The 20,596-nt window shown below is 58.9% G+C and carries 16 protein-coding genes; 2 read left to right on the plus strand and 14 right to left on the minus strand.

The window, feature by feature from the left end:
- Together FQ187_RS01925 and pilB are read right to left on the minus strand one after the other, a co-directional pair.
- Positions 1-1,218, minus strand: coding sequence for a type II secretion system F family protein (locus FQ187_RS01925; RefSeq protein ID WP_149628197.1), 1,218 nt, complete (start codon positions 1,216-1,218; stop codon positions 1-3).
- A 2-nt stretch (positions 1,219-1,220) separates the two neighbouring features.
- Positions 1,221-2,921 (minus strand): type IV-A pilus assembly ATPase PilB, encoded by a 1,701-nt coding sequence (gene pilB, locus FQ187_RS01930; RefSeq protein ID WP_149628198.1) that lies wholly within the window; start codon positions 2,919-2,921, stop codon positions 1,221-1,223.
- Positions 2,922-3,146: 225 nt separating this feature from the next.
- On the opposite strand from pilB, the gene FQ187_RS01935 reads away from it, so the two are divergent.
- A complete protein-coding gene (locus FQ187_RS01935; protein ID WP_149628199.1) occupies positions 3,147-3,557 on the plus strand; it encodes a pilin in 411 nt (136 codons plus the stop codon).
- Between the two features lie 318 nt (positions 3,558-3,875).
- Entirely contained in the window at positions 3,876-4,229 is a 354-nt protein-coding gene (locus FQ187_RS01940; RefSeq protein ID WP_149628200.1) for a BON domain-containing protein, read from the plus strand.
- A 284-nt stretch (positions 4,230-4,513) separates the two neighbouring features.
- Here FQ187_RS01940 and FQ187_RS01945 read toward each other — a convergent pair whose 3' ends face one another.
- The 12 genes from FQ187_RS01945 to FQ187_RS02010 form a co-directional block, all read right to left on the minus strand.
- Positions 4,514-4,810, minus strand: coding sequence for a DUF2845 domain-containing protein (locus FQ187_RS01945; protein WP_149628201.1), 297 nt, complete (start codon positions 4,808-4,810; stop codon positions 4,514-4,516).
- Positions 4,810-7,761: a DUF748 domain-containing protein gene (locus FQ187_RS01950; protein ID WP_149628202.1), complete on the minus strand. Its 2,952-nt coding sequence runs from the start codon at positions 7,759-7,761 to the stop codon at positions 4,810-4,812. Before FQ187_RS01950 ends, FQ187_RS01945 begins: the two co-directional genes overlap by 1 nt.
- Before the next feature lie 93 nt (positions 7,762-7,854).
- Positions 7,855-8,871, minus strand: a complete 1,017-nt coding sequence (locus FQ187_RS01955; RefSeq protein ID WP_149628203.1) for a class I SAM-dependent rRNA methyltransferase — start codon at positions 8,869-8,871, stop codon at positions 7,855-7,857.
- A 78-nt stretch (positions 8,872-8,949) separates the two neighbouring features.
- Positions 8,950-9,822 (minus strand): oxygenase MpaB family protein, encoded by an 873-nt coding sequence (locus tag FQ187_RS01960; RefSeq protein ID WP_149628204.1) that lies wholly within the window; start codon positions 9,820-9,822, stop codon positions 8,950-8,952.
- A gap of 66 nt (positions 9,823-9,888) precedes the next feature.
- The gene (acs, locus tag FQ187_RS01965; protein WP_149628205.1) at positions 9,889-11,826 is read right to left on the minus strand and encodes an acetate--CoA ligase; all 1,938 of its coding nucleotides are present in this window, start codon (positions 11,824-11,826) and stop codon (positions 9,889-9,891) included.
- Positions 11,827-12,000: 174 nt separating this feature from the next.
- A complete protein-coding gene (pgi, locus tag FQ187_RS01970) occupies positions 12,001-13,665 on the minus strand; it encodes a glucose-6-phosphate isomerase (protein ID WP_149628206.1) in 1,665 nt (554 codons plus the stop codon).
- A 229-nt stretch (positions 13,666-13,894) separates the two neighbouring features.
- Complete coding sequence (panD, locus tag FQ187_RS01975) at positions 13,895-14,275, minus strand: aspartate 1-decarboxylase (RefSeq protein WP_003228271.1); 381 nt, start codon at positions 14,273-14,275, stop codon at positions 13,895-13,897.
- A 197-nt stretch (positions 14,276-14,472) separates the two neighbouring features.
- Positions 14,473-15,333 (minus strand): pantoate--beta-alanine ligase, encoded by an 861-nt coding sequence (gene panC / locus FQ187_RS01985; protein ID WP_149628207.1) that lies wholly within the window; start codon positions 15,331-15,333, stop codon positions 14,473-14,475.
- The gene (gene panB, locus FQ187_RS01990; RefSeq protein ID WP_149628208.1) at positions 15,330-16,130 is read right to left on the minus strand and encodes a 3-methyl-2-oxobutanoate hydroxymethyltransferase; all 801 of its coding nucleotides are present in this window, start codon (positions 16,128-16,130) and stop codon (positions 15,330-15,332) included. Before panB ends, panC begins: the two co-directional genes overlap by 4 nt.
- A gap of 255 nt (positions 16,131-16,385) precedes the next feature.
- A complete protein-coding gene (gene folK / locus FQ187_RS01995; RefSeq protein WP_149628209.1) occupies positions 16,386-16,871 on the minus strand; it encodes a 2-amino-4-hydroxy-6-hydroxymethyldihydropteridine diphosphokinase in 486 nt (161 codons plus the stop codon).
- Between the two features lie 3 nt (positions 16,872-16,874).
- Positions 16,875-18,275 carry a polynucleotide adenylyltransferase PcnB gene (locus FQ187_RS02000; protein WP_149628232.1) on the minus strand — a complete coding sequence of 467 codons (1,401 nt, stop codon included), beginning with the start codon at positions 18,273-18,275 and terminating at the stop codon, positions 16,875-16,877.
- Positions 18,276-19,152: 877 nt separating this feature from the next.
- Positions 19,153-20,589: a sigma-54 dependent transcriptional regulator gene (locus FQ187_RS02010; protein ID WP_149628210.1), complete on the minus strand. Its 1,437-nt coding sequence runs from the start codon at positions 20,587-20,589 to the stop codon at positions 19,153-19,155.
- Between the last annotated feature and the right edge of the window lie 7 nt (positions 20,590-20,596).

A 20,596-nucleotide genomic window follows, 5' to 3' on the forward strand; every position in this document is an offset into this window, starting at 1 on the left:
TCAGATCGCTGAGCCGAGTTGGAAGATGGGCAGGTACATCGCAACCACCAGGCCACCGACGATAACACCCAGCACCACCATGATGAACGGCTCCATCAGGCTGGTGAGGTTATCGACCATGTTGTCCACTTCGTCCTCATAGAAGCTCGCGACCTTGTCGAGCATATCGTCCAGTGCGCCGGACTCTTCGCCAATGGCGGTCATCTGGATCGCCATATTCGGAAAGATACCGGAGGCGCGCATGGAGAAGTTCAGTTGCATGCCAGTGGATACCTCCTGCTTGATGCGCAGCACCGCGCGCTTGAACACGATGTTGCCGGTAGCGCCGGCCACCGAATCCAGGGCTTCCACCAGTGGCACACCTGCCGCAAAGGTAGTCGACAGCGTGCGGGCGTAACGGGCCACGGCGGACTTGTACATCAGCGTGCCAATCAGCGGCAGTTTCAGCAACCAGGTGTCCATTCGGTCCCGAAAGGCTTGCGACGTTTTAAACGCGTGGCGCACACCGAAGATGGTCGCGATCAGCACGCCGAGCATCACCCACCACCAGTCCTGCATGAATTCCGACAGGCCGATGACCATCACCGTGAAGGCTGGCAATTCGGCGCCAAACCCTTTGAATACCGATTCGAACTGCGGCACCACTTTAATCAGCAGAATCCCGGTCACAATGATCGCGACAAACACCACCGCCAGTGGGTAGGTCATGGCTTTCTTGATTTTGGCCTTGAGGCTTTCGCTCTTTTCCTTATAGGTTGCCACTCTCTCCAACAAGGTATCGAGGGCACCGGCCTGCTCGCCGGCATCGACCAGGTTGCAGTAGAGCTCATCGAAATACTGAGGCTTTTTGCGCAGGGAAGCGGCGAAGCTGTTACCCGCCGCGACTTCCTGTTTCACCTCGTCAACCAGTGTGCGCATGGCCGGGTTATCGAAGCCTTCACCGATGATGTCGAAGGACTGCAACAGCGGTACGCCGGCCTTCATCATGGTCGCCATCTGCCGGGTGAACAGGGCAATGTCCTGGGCCTTGATGCGCTTGCCCAGGTTGAAAATCGAGGTGGACTTTTTGCGTACCTTGCCGGGGTTGATGCCCTGCTTGCGCAATTGGGCCTTGATCAACGCCGGATTCTGACCGCTCAATTCGCCTGTCATCCTGGTGCCTTTGCGGTCTGTGCCTTCCCAGGCGTAGACGCTGATTTTTGCTGCTTTGACCGCCATATTCAGTCCTTGGTGACCCGGTTGATTTCTTCAAGGCTGGTGATGCCTTGCATGGCCTTGAGCAGGCCCGACGTCCGCAGGTCGTTGAAGCCGTCTTTACGCATCTGGATGTCGATTTCCAGTGAGTTGCCTTCGGCCATGATCAGCCGTTGCAGGTCCGGGGTATTCTTCACCACTTCATAAATCCCTACTCGCCCTTTGTAACCGTTGTTGCAGTGATCGCAACCGACTGGCTCATAGATCGTGAACGAGCCGATGCGTTCCTCGGGGAAGCCTTCCTTGAGCAGCGCTTCCCGGGGGATCTCGATGGGCTTCTTGCAATGGCTGCACAGCTTGCGTGCCAGGCGCTGGGCAATGATCAGGCTGATCGAGGTGGCAATGTTGAAACCCGGGATGCCCATGTTGTGCAGGCGAGTCAGGGTTTCGGCGGCGCTGTTGGTGTGCAGGGTCGACAGCACCAGGTGTCCGGTCTGGGCGGCTTTGATAGCGATTTCGGCGGTTTCGAGGTCGCGGATCTCGCCGACCATGATCACGTCCGGGTCCTGTCGCAGAAATGAACGCAGCGCCTGGGCGAAGTCCATTCCCTGTTTGGGATTGACGTTGACCTGGTTGATGCCTTCCATGTTGATCTCCACCGGGTCTTCGGCGGTGGAGATGTTGATGTCCACGGTGTTGAGAATGTTCAGCCCGGTGTAGAGCGACACGGTCTTGCCCGAGCCGGTCGGCCCGGTCACCAGAATCATCCCTTGTGGCTGCTTGAGGGCGGCCAGGTACAGGTCTTTCTGATCGGGCTCATAGCCGAGGGCGTCGATGCCCATTTGAGCGCTGGACGGGTCGAGGATCCGGATCACCACTTTCTCGCCCCACAGGGTCGGCAGGGTGTTGACCCGGAAATCGATGGATTTGCTCTTGGACAGGCGCATCTTGATCCGCCCGTCCTGGGGCCGGCGCCGTTCGGAGATGTCGAGGCTGGCCATGACTTTCAGCCGTGCTGCGATGCGATTGGCCAGGTGAATCGGTGGCTTGGCGACTTCACGCAAAATACCGTCGGTACGCACCCGCACGCGGTAGGTTTTTTCATAGGGCTCGAAATGCAGGTCGGAAGAGCCGCTCTTGATCGCATCCAGCAACATTTTGTGGACGAAGCGCACCACGGGTGCATCGTCGGCATCCTGGCCGGCGATGGCGTCCTGTTTGTTGTCATCGATCGACTCGATGTCCACACCATCAAGGTCGACATCGCCCATGTCTTCCAAGCCGGTACCGGGGCTGTCGAAAAATTTTTCGATGGCATCAGTGAGTTTGTCGTCTTCGACCAAAATGGCTTCGGTATTGAGCCCGGTGCTGAACTGGATATCGTTAATGACCTGGTGATTGGTCGGGTCGGAAATCCCCACGAACAGTTTGTTGCCGCGTCGCCAGAGGGGCAGGGCGTGGTGCTGGCGAATCAGCTTCTCGCTGACCAGTCCCTTGGGTTGGGTTTCCTTGTCCAGGCAGTTGAGATCAAGCAGCGTCATGCCGAAGTGTTCTGACGCGATCTCGGCGACCTGCCGGCTCTTCACCAGTTTGCTCTGCACCAGATAACTGACCAGGGAGATTTTGTTGCGTTGGGCTTGCTGATACGCCTGTTGCGCGCTTTTGTCAGTGAGCAGCTCGGCCAGGACCAATTGCTTGGCCAGACCGCTAAGGGCGATGTCATTCATTGGGATACCGGACGCAGACAGTTCATGACTTATAGCCTAGTCAAGCGGAGGAACCTAACCAGCGTCTCTCAAGTGACAAAAAGTGTCAGATAGTGCGGATTCTGGGGGTGGTAAAGGGTTTTGTGTCGCTCGCACGACTCGCCTACGCGGGGTGAAGGGCATGGCATGGACTGTGCTGAGGCTAGTTCAGATCATGAGATTTCGACTCATGCATGGAGCTTGTCTATGAAGACTCAAAAAGGTTTTACCCTGATCGAACTGCTGATCGTGGTGGCGATTATCGGGATTCTGGCGACGGTTGCGTTGCCGCAGTATTCGAAGTATCAAGCGCGGGCTAAGGTAACCGCCGGACTTGCTGAAATATCGGCACTGAAGGTCCCCTTCGAAGACATTATGAATCAAGGCACCAACCCCACCCTCGCTCTGATCGGCGGTAAGGTGACCACAGGCAATTGCACGATTACGACCTCGGGTACCGCCTCTTCCGGTGTTGGCACTATTGGCTGCGCGATCCTCAATGCACCAGGTCAGGTGCTCGGCAAGACCATCACGCTTTCGCGCACGCTTGCCGGTGGCTGGACTTGCGCCTCGACAGTACTCAAAGAGTACTCGCCTACTGGTTGCCCTGGCGTCTGATCCAATTCCAAATCTGTCCCATGCCCCGAGATTCACGACGCGGGGCATTTTTTTGTTCGTCATTTGAGGGGCCGATTCAAATAATCAAGAAAATCCCGACATTTCATGGTCTTAGGCCTGCGACAAAACCCGCAACTTGCATGTAGAGAATCTCGCAGTCATGCAATTTGCATGATTTCGAAAATCCTCTGTTTTTATAAGCTACTGATTTATAACGGTTTATTGCTTTAGCGAAAGTTGGCACAGCGTTCGCAATATCTCCAGTAACCCTGCTGACAAGACATGCAGCAGACTTTATGAAAAACAGGAGTTACTCGTATGAAGAAGTTCGCTATCGCTGCCGCTACTGCTACCGCGCTGACCCTGACTATGGCCAGTGCAGCATTTGCACAGACCACCACCACCCAAGCCCCGATGACTCTGGCGGCGGGTGAAATGACCAAGGCTAAGGAATCCACTTCCGATACCTGGATCACCACTAAAGTCAAAGCCGACCTGGTGACTGAAAAAGGCATTCCTGGTACGGACATTAAAGTCGAAACCAACAAAGGCGTAGTGTCTCTGTCGTCCACCGTTGCGGTGACCGACGCTCAGAAAGCCACCGCTGTGGCCATCACCAAGAAAATCAAAGGCGTCAAAGCGGTTTCCGCTGACGGCCTGAAAGCCGAGTAAGGCAAGACTTCTCGCCTGGACTGGGAGAAGGCGCGGCAGGCGGGCCGAGCAATACGTCAGCCGCTTCTGGAGAGTTCATGCGAAAGGCCATAAGGATGTGGCCATTACAGGCCCCGGCATTCGTGTCGGGGCTTGTTCTATTTGGGGCAACGCAAAACAACTGTGGGAGCGGGCTTGCTCGCGAACGCGTCGTGTCAGCCAACATAAATGTTGAATGATCAACCGCATTCGCGAGCAAGCCCGCTCCCACATTGAAGGTGTTCGAATTGTAATTTGTGGTGAAATCAGTTACCACGCTTGCTGGTGATCTGCTTCAAACGATTACCTTCAAAGCGAAGGTACTGGTACATCCCGCCGTTGGGCCCGTAGGTCCATTCCTCGACTTGAAACTCTTCCCGTCGGTTGGCGCTGCGCTTGTAGCCCAACAGATCACGGCTGACCGGTTCACCGCATTTCTGCAGCACTTCGCTGGACCTGTCCCCGACACTGACCAATTGACTGCCGCAGCGCAGGGTATCGGCTGCCGAGGCCTGACTGGCGGCCATCGCCAGAGCCAGGCACATCAACCATTTCGCGTCCATCACTCGGCGTCCAGATGCAGCGGCGTAACCACCCGACCGTCGCTTTGCGCTTCGCCGAGGTTAGCGTCGATGAAGTACACGCGGTCATCGGCCAACTGACCCTTGTCGACCAGATAGTCCTTGATGCTGCTGGCGCGTTCCTGACCCAGCTGGCGTAAGAGAACGTCGCTGGAACTCCAGAACTTGATCACGCCGTCACGCATTTTCGCGGTGCGTTCTTCCTTGCCCAGGTCCTTCCATTCGGCAGGCGGCTGCGTCTTCAGGCGCGTGCGGTAGATCCCTTCCAGCAGCGGACCTTTCTCGTTGTCCGGCACTTGCACCAGCGAAGCCTGCGCCGGCACTTTGTCACCGCGGCGCTGGAGCATTTTGTAGTAGTTGTATTGGTATTCCCGTTCCAGACGTTGCTCGGCGATCAGTGGGCCATCACTGCTTGCGGCAGCCGTGCCTTCGATTTCCAGGCGCAGGGCCGGACGTTCCTTGAGGGCCTGGGACAGTTTGACCAGCGAACCTTCGGCCTCCTTGCTCAGGTCGCTTGAACCCGGCGCAAACGACACAGTGCCCAAATCTTCCGAACCACCACCACTGACCAGTCCGCCAATCATTTTGAATGGCGCCGCAGCGGCTTTGACGATCAGGTTGCGCAAGGTCTGCCAGACAATCGGCATGATGCTGAACTGCGGGTTGTTCAGGTCCCCGGTCACCGGCAGTTCAATGGAAATCTTGCCGTCGACGTCCTTGAGCAACGCAATGGCCAGTTTCAGCGGCAGGCTCACGGCGTCCGGACTGTCGACTTTCTCACCCAGTTGCAACTGCTCGACCACCACTTTGTTTTCGGCCTTGAGCTGGCCCTTGGTGATCAGGTAATGCAGGTCCAAATTGAGCCGGCCCTTGCGGATGCGGTAACCGGCGAACTTGCCGGAGTAGGGCGTGAGCGTAGTCAGTTCAACACGTTTGAAACTGGTGGCGATGTCGAGGCTGGCCATCGGGTCGAACGGGTTGACTGAACCCTTGATGGTGACCGGTGCATAGCGGTCGACTTTGCCTTTGATATCGACGCTGGCCGGTTTCGCCTGACGGCTGTCGATGGTGCCGATTTGCCCATTGAGCTGCTGGACGGCGGTGGCGAAGTTCGGGGTCAGGCTGAAGTCGGCGAAGTTGGCCGAGCCGTCGTTGATGGCAATGCCACCAATGTGGATGCCCAGCGGTTTTTCCTTGCCGGCAGGTTTGGCTGCAGTCGTTTTGGCGCCTGAGTCGGGCGGTTGCGGGATCAACAGGTCATCGATGTTGGTGGTGCGGTCATCGTTGATCATGAAGCGCGCATAAGGCTGGAACAGGTTGACCTTGTCGATCGACAGGCTGTCGCCGTGCTGGTAATTCAGGCCTTCAAGCACCAACTGCTGCCACTTGAGGAAGTCGCGGGTTTTGAGGGTGTCGAGGGTATGCAGTTGATCGACCTGAGCACGGCCGGTGACGCTGAATGCCAGCGGCTCGGTGCTTTTCAGATCGACCGCCAGATCGCTGCCGAGCATGCCGCTGCGCAGTTCCAGGCGAATGAACGGGTTGATATAGGACTGGGCGACGCGCAGGTCGATGTCCTTGGTTTGTACTTTTAACCTGGCACTGACCGGGGCGAGATTGACGATACCGTCTGCCGTGAGCTTGCCTTGCTTGCCCACGCCTGTATCGAGCTTGAGGTTAAAAGGCGAGCCATTGAGGCTGTCGAAATTCTGCAGGTCCAGGTTCAGCGGGCCGACGTCCAGCGCCACGGCGGGTTGCGCCTTGCGATCAGCCAGATGCACCTGGTAATCGCGCAGTTGCACGTCTTTGAGCAGCACCTGCCATGGTTTGCTCGGTGGCGCCGGTTCGGGTTTCGGTGAATCGGCGGCGGCTGGGGTGCTGGCCGGTTCGGCCTTGGCTTTGACGGCTGCTTTGGACGGTTGGCTGGCGAACAGTTTCTGCCAATCGAGTTGGCCGTCGGCTTCAAGGGCGGCCCAGGTTTCCAGTTTCTGGCTGCGGATCTTGCCGACGACCACTTGCTGCTTGGCCAGGTCTACGGTGGTTTCGCTGATGTCCAGCCGCCCAAGCTTCGCCAGCGGTCGACCGTCTGGTGCTTTGATCGCGAACGGCGCGATGCTGACGGCGACGTTGCTCAACAGCAGTTCGGTTTCCTTGGCCAGGTTGAGTTTGTAGTCGGTGCTCAGACTGAGGACGCCGTTTTCAAGCACCAGTGGCACCGCGTCACGCACGTAGGGCCAAAAGGATTTCATCTTGCCATTGGTGATCTTCAGCTTACCTTCGGAGGCGATCGGGATCAGGCTGAAATTGCCGGTCCAGTCGATCTGTCCACCTGTCGGGCCGATGGCCACCAAGGTCATGTCGGCACTGTCTTCAGGCAGGGTACTGAGGTTTTTCAATTCGAAGTCGAGTTTGTCGTAGAGGAATTCGATGGGTTCGCTGGGGCGTTGATCCTGGAAGTGCACGACACCGCCGGCCAGTTTGATCCGCTCGATGCGCAACGGGAACGGTTTGGCGTTCGGGTCGGCCGGGGTCGGTTCACGGGCGGGGATTTTGAACAGGCCAAGCAGATTGAGCTTACCGTCCTTGCCGAAGAGGATTTCGGTCTGGGGTTTGTCTATTTCGATATCGGACAGGTGCAGCGCTTTGGTCCAGAGGCTGTCGATTTGCAAGTTGGCATACAGTCGCTCGAAGCCGACCTGCTCCTTGCCCGGCTCGCCGATGAGCAGGCCCCACAGGGTCACTTCAAGGCTGAACGGGTTGAGTTCGATCCGCGAAATCGTGGCGGGCGTCGTCGCGTAACTGGCCAATTGTTGGTTGGCAACCCGCAACGCGATGCCCGGCAAAATCAGAAACCCCAGCAGGCTGTAGAGGGCTAGAGCGGTCAACAGAGCGCCAATAGCGCGAATCAATCCTTTGGGCATGTGCGGCTTCATCTGTCTGAATCGGAGTGCGTTGGAGTATGGCATGCGTTTCCGGTTCCGAAGTGACCATGCTTTATAGGATTTATCTGATTTTCCGGACGAATCTCAGAGCTGCAGAATCAGCGTTTTCAGCGGCGGCTGCTCATCCATTGACGGAAAATCGCCGCCCGGTTTCATCACTGTCCACTCGCGCACCGGCCGGCCGGCTTTCTCTGCACAACGCAAAACTTGCTCGCGCCAGTCGTCCATGCTGACTTTTGCCAGGTTGTTGCAGCAGATCAGCACGCCATTGTCCGCGGTGGTCAGTAGCGCCGGCTTCAACAGGCTCTGATAGTCGCGCAGCAAGTCGACGGTGCCAAAAGCGCTCTTGGCCCAGGCTGGCGGATCCAGCAGCACCAGATCGTACTGACGCTGTTCCAGACGTTGATAGATTGGCAGTTTCTGCCCGCGGCGCTGGCTGATTGGCAGACCGGCCAATTGGCGGATGGCCGGGAAGTAGTCGGACTGAATGAAGTCCATGGTCGGCAAGTGGGGATTGAGCAGGCCGTTCTCACGGCCGACGGCCAGGTTGCCCTCGGCGAAGTCGAGGTTGCAGACTTCGCTCGCGCCACCGGCCGCAGCACTCAAGCCGACGCCACAGGTGTAGGCGAACAGGTTCAGCACACTTTTGTTTTTGCTGTGCTGCTTGACCCAGCCGCGCGTGTTGCGCAGGTCGAGGAACAGCAGCGGATCCTGGCCGGCGTGGCGGCCGCGAACCCGGTAATTCAAGCCCCATTCGTGACCGATCAAGTCTTGCAGGGCAGCTTCGTCGGCGCGGTAGACGGTGTCTTCACGGTCGATGCGCGAATTGCCACGGGAGCGATCGTTGTAGACCAGTAGCGTTTCGAGGCCCAGGTGCTGATTGAGGGTGTCCTGCACCTGCAGCAGCGCATCTCGTTCCAGCGACTGGTGAAAGCTTTGCACCAGCAATTGCGGGCCGTAGCGGTCGATCGTCAGGCCACCGGCGCCTTCCTGGCTGCCGTGGAACAGGCGATAGCAATCGGTGCCTTGCTGATGCAGTTCGGCCAGCAGGTCCTGACGACGATCGAGGGCGGCGCGCAGCGCCTGATTCAAGGAAGACATGCTGGGCGCCTTGCAGGAGGGAATTTGGCGCGGGAGTTTAACAGCTTGGCGCGGGACCGCGATGCTTCTAGGGAAGGCTCAGGTCAGCAACCCCATCCGTCGTTTGGCCCGATGCACCGAGCCGTTACGCACCGCCCAACGCAGCATCGGCGTGCTGCGGTTGACGCCGGCGCGGATCAGCTTGCGTTGCAGCGGGCTCTGTTGGACACCCAGCATGCCACTGGCCCAGTCCGGCAGCAGGTCGATCCCGGCTTGCATCATCAAACTGCCGAAAGGTCTGGCCAATCGGCTGGGGGAGGGGGCGTTCAGCAGCAGTCGCAACACTTCGCGACTGCGCTCGTCGCACAGCAGTTGTGGGCGAATTCGTTCGAGGTAATCGGTAATTTCCTGCCGCGAACGCGGCACGTTACGGGCGCCGAGCCGTTCGGCGACCAGCGCGATTTCCGCGTAGTAACGGTCTTGATCAGCCAGGGACAGGTCCGGATTGCGGTAACGCAAATGGGCTGCGAGGAAGTTGCTGACTTCGGCCACGTGCACCCAGGTCAACAGATCGGGATCGCTGGCGGCGTAGGGCCGACCATCCGGTGCCGTGCCGGTCACTTGCAGGTGGATGGTGCGGACTTTCTCGATCAGCCAGTCGGCGTCCTTTCGCGAACCGAAGGTGGTGCCGGAAATGAACTGCCCGGTGCGACGCAGTCGGCCGAGCATGTCCTCGCGGAAATTCGAATGGTCCCAGACCCCGGCCAGGGCCAGTGGATGCAGTGCTTGCAGCATCAGGGCGCTGATGCCGCCGATCAGCATGCTGCTGAAGTCGCCATGCACTTGCCAGCTCACCGAATCGGGGCCGAACAGGCCGGGATCACCCTTGGGGTTTTCCAGGTCGAGCTTGCCCAGAGAAAGACCGGTCAGGCTCATGATCTGGGTTTCGATGCGGGTTCGAATGAATTCCATGGCGGCTCAGTGGCGAAAAAAAGGCGCGGTCGTTACGGGCCGCGCCGGGAAGTTTAAAGCATGAGCTTACTGATTCAGGCGTTTATCGACCAACTCCTGGACCACGCTCGGGTCAGCCAGGGTCGAGGTGTCGCCCAGGCTGTCCAGTTCGTTGCAGGCGATCTTGCGCAGAATGCGTCGCATGATTTTGCCCGAACGGGTTTTCGGCAAGGCCGGCGCCCACTGGATCAGGTCCGGTTTGGCGAAACTGCCGATTTCCTTGCTGACGTGGGCCAGCAATGCTTTCTTCAGTTCGTCATTGGGCTCGGTGCCGTTCATGGGGGTGACGAATGCGTAGATGCCCTGGCCCTTGATGTCGTGGGGGTAACCGACCACCGCCGCTTCGGCGATGCTGTCGTGCAGCACGAGCGCACTTTCCACTTCCGCGGTGCCGATGCGGTGCCCGGAGACGTTGATCACGTCGTCGATGCGCCCGGTGATCCAGTAATCACCATCCTCATCGCGCCGGGCACCGTCGCCGGTGAAGTAGTAACCGGGGTAGGGCTTGAAGTAGGTCTCGACCATTCGTTGCGGGTCGCCGTAGACGCTGCGGATCTGCGCCGGCCAGCTGGATTTGATCGCCAGCACGCCGCTACCGGCGCCCTTGATTTCCTTGCCCGTTTCATCGAGCAACACCGGTTGCACGCCGAACATCGGTTGCGTGGCGCAACCGGGTTTGATCCGTTGAGCGCTGACCAACGGGCTGAGCATGATGCCGCCGGTTTCGGTCTGCCACCAGGTATCGACGATCGGACAACGCTGTTCGCCGACAGCATTGAAGTACCACTCCCACGCTTCCGGGTTGATGGGCTCACCGACACTGCCAAGTAATCTGAGGCTCGCGCGGGAAGTTTCCTTCAACGGTTCGGGGCCTTCACGCATCAGGGAGCGCAGGGCGGTCGGGGCGGTATAGAAAATGTTCACATGGTGCTTGTCGATCACCTGCCACAAGCGTGAGCTGCTCGGGTAGCTCGGCACGCCTTCGAAGATCAGCGTGGTCGCGCCGTTGGCCAACGGACCGTAGACGATGTAGCTGTGGCCGGTGACCCAGCCGACATCGGCGGTGCACCAGAAGACTTCGTCGTCACGGTAGTCGAGCACGTACTTGAAGGTCATCGCCGCTTGCAGCAGGTAGCCGCCGGTGGTGTGCAGCACGCCTTTGGGTTTGCCGGTGCTGCCGGAGGTGTAGAGGATAAACAGCGGGTCTTCGGCGTCCATTGGTTCAGGCGGGCAATCGTCGCTGACGTCGCGCAGTGCCTGGTGATACCAGATGTCCCGGCCCTCGACCCAGTCCACTTCGCCCTGAGTGCGCTCGACCACGATGACGGTGCTGACGTTCGGGCAACTTTGCAGCGCCTTGTCGACCTTCTGCTTGAGCGGCACGACTTTACCGCCGCGCACGCCTTCATCGGCGGTGATCACTGTGCGGCAGTCGGCATCGAGAATCCGGTCACGCACAGAGTCCGGAGAGAATCCACCGAACACCACCGAATGCACCGCACCAATGCGCGTGCAGGCGAGCATGGCGTAGGCGGCTTCGGGGATCATCGGCATGTAGATGCACACGCGGTCGCCTTTCTTCACGCCACGGCTTTTGAGTACGTTGGCCAGGCGACAGACGTTGTGATGAAGTTTTTTGTAGGTGATTTGCGCGGATTCGGCAGGGTCGTCGCCTTCCCAGATGATCGCGATTTGATCGCCGCGCTTTTCCAGGTGACGGTCAATGCAGTTGTAACTGACATTTAACTTGCCGCCGGCGAACCAGCTCGCCTCACCGGTTTTCAGGTTATAGCGCTGGACGGTATCCCACGGCGTACTCCAGTCGAGAAAGCGTGTGGCCTGTTCGGCCCAGAAGGTGCTGGGGTGGTCGATGGATTGGCGGTACAGGCGCTTGTAGTCGTCTTGACTTAATTGTGCAGCCCGGCGGACGGCATCGGCTTGGGGGAACGTGCTGATATCGAACATGACGGTTCCTTATTCTTGTTTTGCGACAAGTAATAAAGATGCGCCGAGTAGCGAAAGGGTTCAAGCCAGACACAAAACCAATGTGGGAGCGGGCTTGCTCGCGAAGGCGGTCGGTCAGTCGACATAAATGCTGAATGACAAACCGTCTTCGCGAGCAAGCCCGCTCCCACAGGGTTAGCCGCGGTGACGACCGCGGAAGTAGTTGATCAGGCCTTGGGTTGAAGCATCGTCAGCCGGGGTTTCTTCGCTGCCGACCAAGCGGTTGTAGACGCCTTTGCCCAGCTCTTTACCCAGCTCCACGCCCCACTGGTCGAAGGCGTTGATGCCCCAGATCACGCTTTGCACGAAGACTTTGTGTTCGTACATCGCCACCAGTGCGCCGAGACGACGCGGGCTGATGCGCTCAACCACCAAGGTGTTGCTCGGACGGTTGCCCGGGATCACCTTGTGCGGTGCGATTTTGTGCACCTCTTCTTCGCTCATGCCTTTGTCGCGCAACTCGGCTTCGGCCTCGGCAAGGGTCTTGCCCAGCATCAGCGCCTGGCTTTGCGACAGGCAGTTGGCGTACAGCCACTGGTGGTGGTCGGACACCGGGTTGAAGCTGACGATCGGCACGATGAAGTCGGCCGGGATCAGTTGAGTGCCCTGGTGCAGCAACTGGTGATACGCATGCTGACCGTTGCAGCCGACGCCGCCCCAGATCACCGGGCCTGTGTCGGTGGACACTGGAGTGCCGTCCTGGCGCACGCTCTTGCCGTTGGATTCCATGTCCAGCTGTTGCAAATGCTTGGTGATGTTACGCAGGTAGTGGTCGTACGGCAGGATCGCGTGGCTTTGCGCGCCCCAGAAATTTCCGTACCACACGCCGAGCAGGGCCAGCAGCACCGGCATGTTCTGTTCGAAAGGCGCGCTCTGGAAATGCTGGTCCATGGTGTAGGCACCGGACAGCAGTTCCTTGAAGTTGGACATGCCGATAGCGAGGGCAATCGGCAAACCGATGGCCGACCACAGCGAGTAACGGCCGCCAACCCAGTCCCACATCGGGAAGATGTTTTCTTCGCGAATCCCGAATGCCACTGCCGCTGCATTGTTGCTGGATACGGCGATGAAGTGACGATACAGCTCGGCTTCCGAACCACCCTGAGCCAGGTACCAGGCGCGTGCGGCCTGGGCATTTTTCAGGGTTTCGAGGGTGTTGAAGGATTTCGACGAAACGATGAATAGCGTGGTTTCGGCACGCAGCTTCATGGTCAGTTCGTGGAACTCACTGCCGTCGATGTTCGCCAGGTAATGGCAGCGCACACCCTTCTGGGCGTAGGACAGCAGCGCTTCGGAGACCAGCTCCGGGCCGAGGAACGAGCCCCCGATGCCGATGTTCACCACGTCAGTGATCGGCTTCTCGGAGTAACCGCGCCACAAACCGTCGTGGATACGGCCCACGAGGTCGGTGATCTGGTTCAGGACCTTGTGCACTTCCGGCATCACGTTGACGCCGTTGACCGACAGCTTGTCGCCGACCGGACGACGCAGGGCGGTGTGCAAGGCCGGACGACCTTCGGAAGAGTTGACGATTTCGCCTTCGAACAGTGCCTTGATCGCACCCTGGAGATCGACTTCGTTGGCCAGGCCCACCAGCAGATCGCGGGTTTGGGCGTTGATCAGGTTCTTCGAGTAGTCGAGAAACAGGCCGCAGCTGCTGAGGGTGAATTGGGTAAAGCGCTGCGGATCGGCATTAAAGGCTTCGCGCATGCTGAAATCCTGCATGGCTTGGCGGTGATCATTCAACGCTTGCCAGGCGGGCAGAGCGGTAACGTCTTGAGGGGTGCGGTAATACGCCATCGCTGCGGGTTTCCTTTTTACTTGAACGGCCTTTTGAACACAAAAAATCCCGGAGCGCTGTGGGTGGGCGTCCGGTCAACTGCGTCGACACGATTTCATGACACAGGGCGAATACAGTAAACCTCGCGCTGCGATCTGTCTTGACTTTGTCTGACCCGTTCCCGGTACTTTTTTATACATCGAGCAGGGAACGGTCCGACAAACGGAAGGGGGAGGGGCTAAGACCGGATCAGGCGACCTGAACCGGAATGGCATTGCTGGTGTGGCTCAGTTCATTACCCGGCGCCATGTAGAGCATGCGTGGCTTGAAGTTGAGCAGTTCGGCTTCGCTGTAGTGGGCGTATGCGCAGATGATCACGCGATCACCCACCTTGGCCTTGTGCGCTGCGGCACCGTTGACCGAGATCATGCGCGAACCTTCTTCGCCACGAATCGCGTAGGTGGTGAAGCGTTCACCATTGTCGACGTTGTAGATCTGGATCTGTTCGTACTCACGAATGCCGGACAGGTCCAGCCATTCGCCGTCGATGGCGCAAGAACCTTCGTAATCGAGTACAGCGTGGGTGACTTCGGCGCGATGCAGCTTGGCTTTGAGCATGATGGCGTGCATGAGTGTTTCCCCAGGTCGAAATCGAACGGCGGGCATTGTGCCCGAAGGCTTGAGGGGCATCAATACAGACTGGAAGCCACCACAAAACCCAATGTGGGAGCGGGCTTGCTCGCGAATGCGGTGGGTCAGTCAACATTTTTGCTGAATGACCCACCGCATTCGCGAGCAAGCCCGCTCCCACAGGGGGATTGTGGTGTTCAGGCAGTAGCGTCGAGGTTCAGATGCAGGTTATCGATCAACCGCGTAGTGCCCAGGAACGCCGCCACCAGAATCACCAGATCCCGATCCTCCGGGGTCGCTGGACGCAAGGTGTGGGCATGGCGAATTTCCAGATAGTCAGGACGCAAACCAGCCGCTTCAAGCTGCTTGATCTGCGCACCCATCAACGCCGGGAAATCCCGTTCGCCCTGTTTGATCGCGTCGGCAATCTGGCTCAAGCTGCGATACACAATCGGCGCAACGGCCCGCTGTTCTTCGCTGAGGAAACCATTGCGCGACGACAGCGCCAGGCCATCGGCTGCACGTACTGTCGGTTCGCCGATAATCTGGATCGGCATGTTCAGGTCATGCACCAGGGCGCGGATCACCGCCAATTGCTGGAAATCTTTCTGGCCGAAGATCGCCAGGTCCGGCTGGACCATGTTGAACAGCTTGGTGACTACCGTCGCCACACCTTCGAAATGCCCGGGACGGCTGGCGCCGCAGAGGCCTTCGGAGAGTTGGGGAACGCTGACGCGGGTCTGGCCGGCCATGCCGTCGGGACACATTTCTCCAACGGTTGGCGCGAACAGCAAGTGGCAACCGGCCTGGAGCAGTTTCTCCTGATCGGCTGCGAGGGTGCGCGGGTACTTGTCGAGGTCTTCGCCGGCGCCGAACTGCAGCGGGTTGACGAAAATGCTCGCGACCACGAAATCCACCCGTTGGGTGGCTTTGGTCACCAGTGCCACATGACCGCTGTGCAGGTTGCCCATGGTCGGCACGAAGCCGATGCGCTTGCCTTCACTGCGGGCACGGGCCACGGCGGCCCGCAATTCGCGTACGGTTTTTACGGTGTTCATGCAGAGAATCCGTGTTCGATACCAGGGAAAGTCGCCGCTTTGACTTCAGTGACGTACGCACCAAGCGCCGCTTGAATGTTTTGTTGCCCGGCCATGAAGTTCTTCACGAACTTCGGTACCCGGCCAGTGATCGACAGGCCGAGCATATCGTGCAGAACCAGTACCTGGCCGTCGGTGCCGCTGCCGGCGCCAATGCCGATCACCGGAATACCTACAGCCTGGGTGATTTCTTCGGCCAGTTCACTCGGTACGCACTCGAGCAACAGCATGGCTGCACCAGCCTGTTCCAGGGCGATCGCATCGGCACGCATCTGCCGCGCCTGGTTTTCGTTGCGACCCTGCACTTTATAACCGCCGAGGATATTCACCGATTGCGGTGTCAGTCCCATGTGCGCGCACACCGGGATACCGCGTTCGGCCAGCAGACGGATCGAGTCCGCCAGCCACAGCGCTCCTTCAACCTTGACCATGTGCGCACCCGCCTGCATCAACAGGGCGCTGTTGGCCATGGCCTGTTCGGTGGTGGCGTAGGCCATGAAGGGCAGGTCGGCGAGGATCAACGCATCGGTGTTACCTCGCTTGACGGACGCCACGTGGTAAGCCATTTCAGCGGTGGTGACCGGCAGGGTGCTGTCGTGACCTTGCAAAACCATGCCAAGGGAGTCGCCCACCAGCAGCACTTCGACGCCAGCCTCATTGCAGGCGTGGGCGAAGGTCGCGTCATAGCAGGTCAGCATGGTGATCTTTTCACCTTTTTGCTTGAGACCTTGCAGAGTGGTCAGGGTGATGGCTGGCATGAAAAGTTCCTCATTCAGGCGCTGTGGAAACTACTGCGAGTAACGCGCGTGATTCTTCGTTAAATACAGGCGCACGGTCTGTTGTCGTGCTTTTAAGGCCTGGATTGCGCCCTTCAACGCCGTGTTGGCGGCAGCGGGACGCCTATAGTCGTGAGGAGAACTCGGGAAGTCAATTGCGTGTGTTACCGCATTGTTACGCCAGGGGTGTTACCGGGGTAACTGATGCGATTCAGCAGGATTGGTGGCGGTGATCACTCAGGAGGCCGGGAGGCGTTCCAGGCCGACGAACGGGCAAGCGGTGAGCAGTTCGCTGAGGCTGCGACCATCGGCCAGACGTAAATCCGCAGGCGCCAGTTCGGCCAGTGGATAGAGGACGAAGGCACGTTCCTGCATATGGTAGTGAGGCACCTTGAGGCGAGGTTCATCGATCAGCCGATCACCGAACAGTACGATGTCGAGATCCAGCGTACGCGGCCCCCAGCGTTCAAGGCGCTCGCGGCCCTGCCCGTTCTCGATGGCTTGCAGCGCATCAAGCAGCTCCAGCGGCGGGAGCGTGCTGTCGAGGGCGGCAACCGCGTTGGTGTAACGCGGTTGGCCGGGCAGCAGCGAGTCGCTCTGATAAAACCCGGAAACCCCGATCAGTTCGGTCTGCGGCAACTGCGCCAGCGCCTCGACGGCGCTGCGCAATTGTTCGGCGGGGTCAGCCAGATTGCTGCCCATGCCGATGTAGATGCGTTCCATGGATTACTCGCCCGTGGCGCTCGGTGCGCCGGCGGTGCGTTTGCGCTTGGCGCCACCACTGCGGCGACGTTTGCGTGGCGCGCCGGTGCCGTCATCCTTGCCGCTGAGGTCGCGGATCATGTCGCGACGTTCGCTGTCGTTGGCGTCCTGATAATCCGTCCACCATTCGCCCAGGCCATCGGTCTGCTCGCCGGCGCTTTCGCGCAGCAGCAGGAAGTCGTAACCGGCACGGAACCGTGGGTTGTCCAGCAACAGGTCGGCGCGCTTGCCGCTGCGGCGTGGCAGACGCTCTTGCATGTCCCAGATCTCGCGGATCGGCATGGTGAAGCGTTTCGGAATCGCGATGCGCTGGCACTGTTCGGCAATCAACTCGTGAGCCGCTTCCTGCATCGCTGGAATCGGCGGCATGCCACGCTCTTGCAGGCGCAACACGCGGGCCGGCAGGGCAGGCCAAAGCAGGGCCGCAAACAGGAACGCCGGAGTCACCGGTTTGTTCTGTTTGATCCGCAGATCGGTGTTGATCAACGCTTCGCTGATCAGCGTGTGGGTATAGGTCGGGTTGTATTCCAGGGCCTCGGCACTGGCCGGGAACAACGGATCGAACAGATGCAGGTCGACCAGCATCTCGAAGGTGTCCGCGGCATGGCCGGAGAGGAACAGCTTGAGCACTTCTTCGAACAGGCGGGCCGATGGAATCTCGCGCAGCATCGGCGCCAGTTCACGGATTGGCGCGGCGCTGTGTTTTTCGATGCCGAAATTCAGCTTGGCGGCGAAACGCACAGCTCGCAGCATCCGTACCGGATCTTCCTGGTAGCGTTGCTTCGGATCGCCGATCAGGCGGATCAGGTGATTGCGGATGTCATGTACGCCGTTGGCGTAATCGAGGATGCGCTCGCTGACCGGATCGTAATACAAGGCGTTGATGGTGAAGTCGCGGCGTTGCGCGTCTTCTTCCAGCGTGCCGTAGACGTTATCGCGCAGGATGCGCCCGCTCTCGTTGCGCGAGGACTGGTTGCTGTCTTCCTCTTCATCGTTTTGCGGGTGATTGGCGCGGAAGGTCGCAACTTCAATGATTTCGCGACCAAAGTGGATGTGCACCAGCTTGAAGCGACGACCGATGATCCGCGCGTTGCGGAATTCGGCTCGCACCTGTTCAGGTGTGGCACTGGTGGCGACGTCGAAATCTTTTGGCGTGATGCCGAGCAGCATGTCACGCACGCAGCCGCCGACCAGGTAAGCCTGATAGCCGGCGTTCTGCAGGCGTTCGACGATGTTCACCGCGTAGCGACTGAATTGGGCCTTTTGCAGCGAATGTTGGCCGCTGTTGAGCACTTCAGGCGTACTGCGAATGTGTTGCGTATGACGCTTGGGAGAACGGAATGACTGGAACAGCTTCTTCAGCATGGGATGCACTGTTTGAAGGAATGTTCGGCCAAAACGAAGAATGACCGCATGATGGGCGGGGATTCTAGCATTTAGTCGGGGGATGGTGTAGGAAGCTGCGCAAGCGCTTGAAGCAGGGGGCTTGATGGTGCGGATTGGCTCTGTGTAGCAGCTGCGAGGCTGCGTTCGACTACGCAGTAGTCGTAAAACCAGAGATTGCGGTATGTCAGAAGAAGCCGGGTGCCTGTATTGCGATTGCTCCGCAGTCGAACGCAGCCTCGCGTTGCTCGGCAGCTGCTACAAAGTGCCGCTACAAGGGCCAAACGGCAGAAACTACAAGGGGAGCCGAAGCTCCCCAAGAAAGTAGTTGCGTGCTCTATTTTTATTTTTGATTCGGGCTTCTTGTTTTTGTTGAGTGCCCTCGCCATGAGGTTTTTCCTTCATGGCCCTCCCAATCGGGAGCCAAGAGCAAACGGATTGCTTTGGTCGCTGTGTTGCAGTGATCTTGCGATCCAACCAGTTCAGGCTCTGTCTTGTGACAGTTTTTTGTTGTTCTCGGCCTGGTCGTGGGGCAAGCCCCAAATACAACGCCTCTCCAAAAGAATCAGTTAGCTGCGCCTCTCGCCGTCTTGTTTTTATTGTGCGTGAGTCGATACGTCTTATTTTTATTGTCTTGTGCATTGCTTGTTATTGTTCTTGTACCAAACATATAGCAGGGTGCGTGCCAACTTTTTCGAGGCCCAGCAAAACAAGGGGTTAGGCCGGCTGGTGAGGTTTTCAGAGGCCAAAAAAAACCGGGGCTTCGTTACCGTAAGCCCCGGCTTCTGTTACGTGAAAAATCTGAGGTAACAGTTTCTTTACGAACTCACGTGTTACCCACGCATCAGACAGGTGACATTCAGCTTTCGCTGGCGACCCCGGTCTTGCGCCGCGGGATGCCCAGGCGCTGACGGCGTTCCCACAGGCATTTGCGACTGACACCGAGTTTGCGCGCCAACTCGGTTTCGGTCATGTGGTCCTGATGCTCGAGAACGAAGTGCTGGAAGTAGTCTTCCAGTGACAGGTCTTCGGTCGGCTCATGGCTATTGTTACCGGCGGTGCTGCCCTGTTGTGGGGGCAGGCCGATGAAATCGTCATCGTCCAGATCGCTCAGTTCGATGTCGATCCCCAGCAGCTCAGCGGAAATCTCCGGGCTCTCGCACAGGATGACGGCACGTTCTACGGCGTTTTCCAGCTCCCGAACGTTACCCGGCCAGGAGTAATGACGAATCGCCTGCTCGGCATCCGGGGCGAACTTCAGGTCGGTGCGGTTGACCCGCGCGCTCTGCCGCGCCAGGAACGCGGTGGCAATTTCGTTGACGTCCGCGCCGCGCTCGCGCAGGGCCGGCAGTTTCAGGGCGATCACGTGAAGGCGGTAATACAAGTCTTCACGGAACTGGCCGATTTTCGCCAGGCTCTTCAGGTCCCGGTGAGTCGCGGCGATCAGGCGCACATCGACTTTCTGGGACTGCACCGAACCCACGCGACGAATTTCACCTTCCTGAAGCACGCGCAGCAGGCGGGCCTGGGCTTCCAGTGGCAGTTCGCCGATTTCGTCGAGGAACAAGGTGCCGCCGTCGGCGGCTTCTACCAGGCCGGCACGCCCGGCGCTGGCGCCAGTGAACGCGCCTTTTTCATGGCCAAACAGTTCGGACTCGATCAGGCTTTCCGGAATGGCCGCGCAGTTCACCGAAATCATCGGCGCCTTGGCGCGTTTGGACAAATTATGCAGGGCGCGCGCCACCAGTTCTTTACCGGTGCCGGATTCGCCCTGGATCAGGACATTGGAGTCGGTTGGCGCGACTTTGCGGATCTTGCTGTACAGATCCTGCATAGGCGGGCAGGAGCCGATAATGCCGATTTCGCCGTTGTTGTTGCTGGCGCCCGGTTTCGCGGCGCCGTTGCCGGCTTTGCCGACGGCAGGTTCACCGCTGGCTTGCACAGCTTGACGGTCACGCAGGATTCGCGCGACGGCCTGAAGCATTTCGTCATGATCGAAAGGCTTGGCGATGTAATCCACCGCACCCATCTTCATCGAGTCGACCGCCGAACGCAGGCTCGCGTAGCTGGTCATGATCAGCACCGGAGTGCCTTGGCCGAGTTTGATCAACTCGGTGCCAGGCGCGCCAGGCAGACGCAGGTCGCTGACGATCAGGTCGAACGTGGGAATGGTGAAGCGTTCTTGTGCTTCCTGCACTGAACCGGCTTCGCTGACCTGGTACTGGTTACGTTCCAGCAGGCGGCGCAAGGCGGAGCGGATAATTGTTTCGTCTTCGACGATCAAAATGTGCGGCATTGATTCG

The organism is Pseudomonas sp. ANT_J28 (assembly GCF_008370005.1).
Classification (GTDB): Bacteria; Pseudomonadota; Gammaproteobacteria; order Pseudomonadales; family Pseudomonadaceae; genus Aquipseudomonas; species Aquipseudomonas frigoris.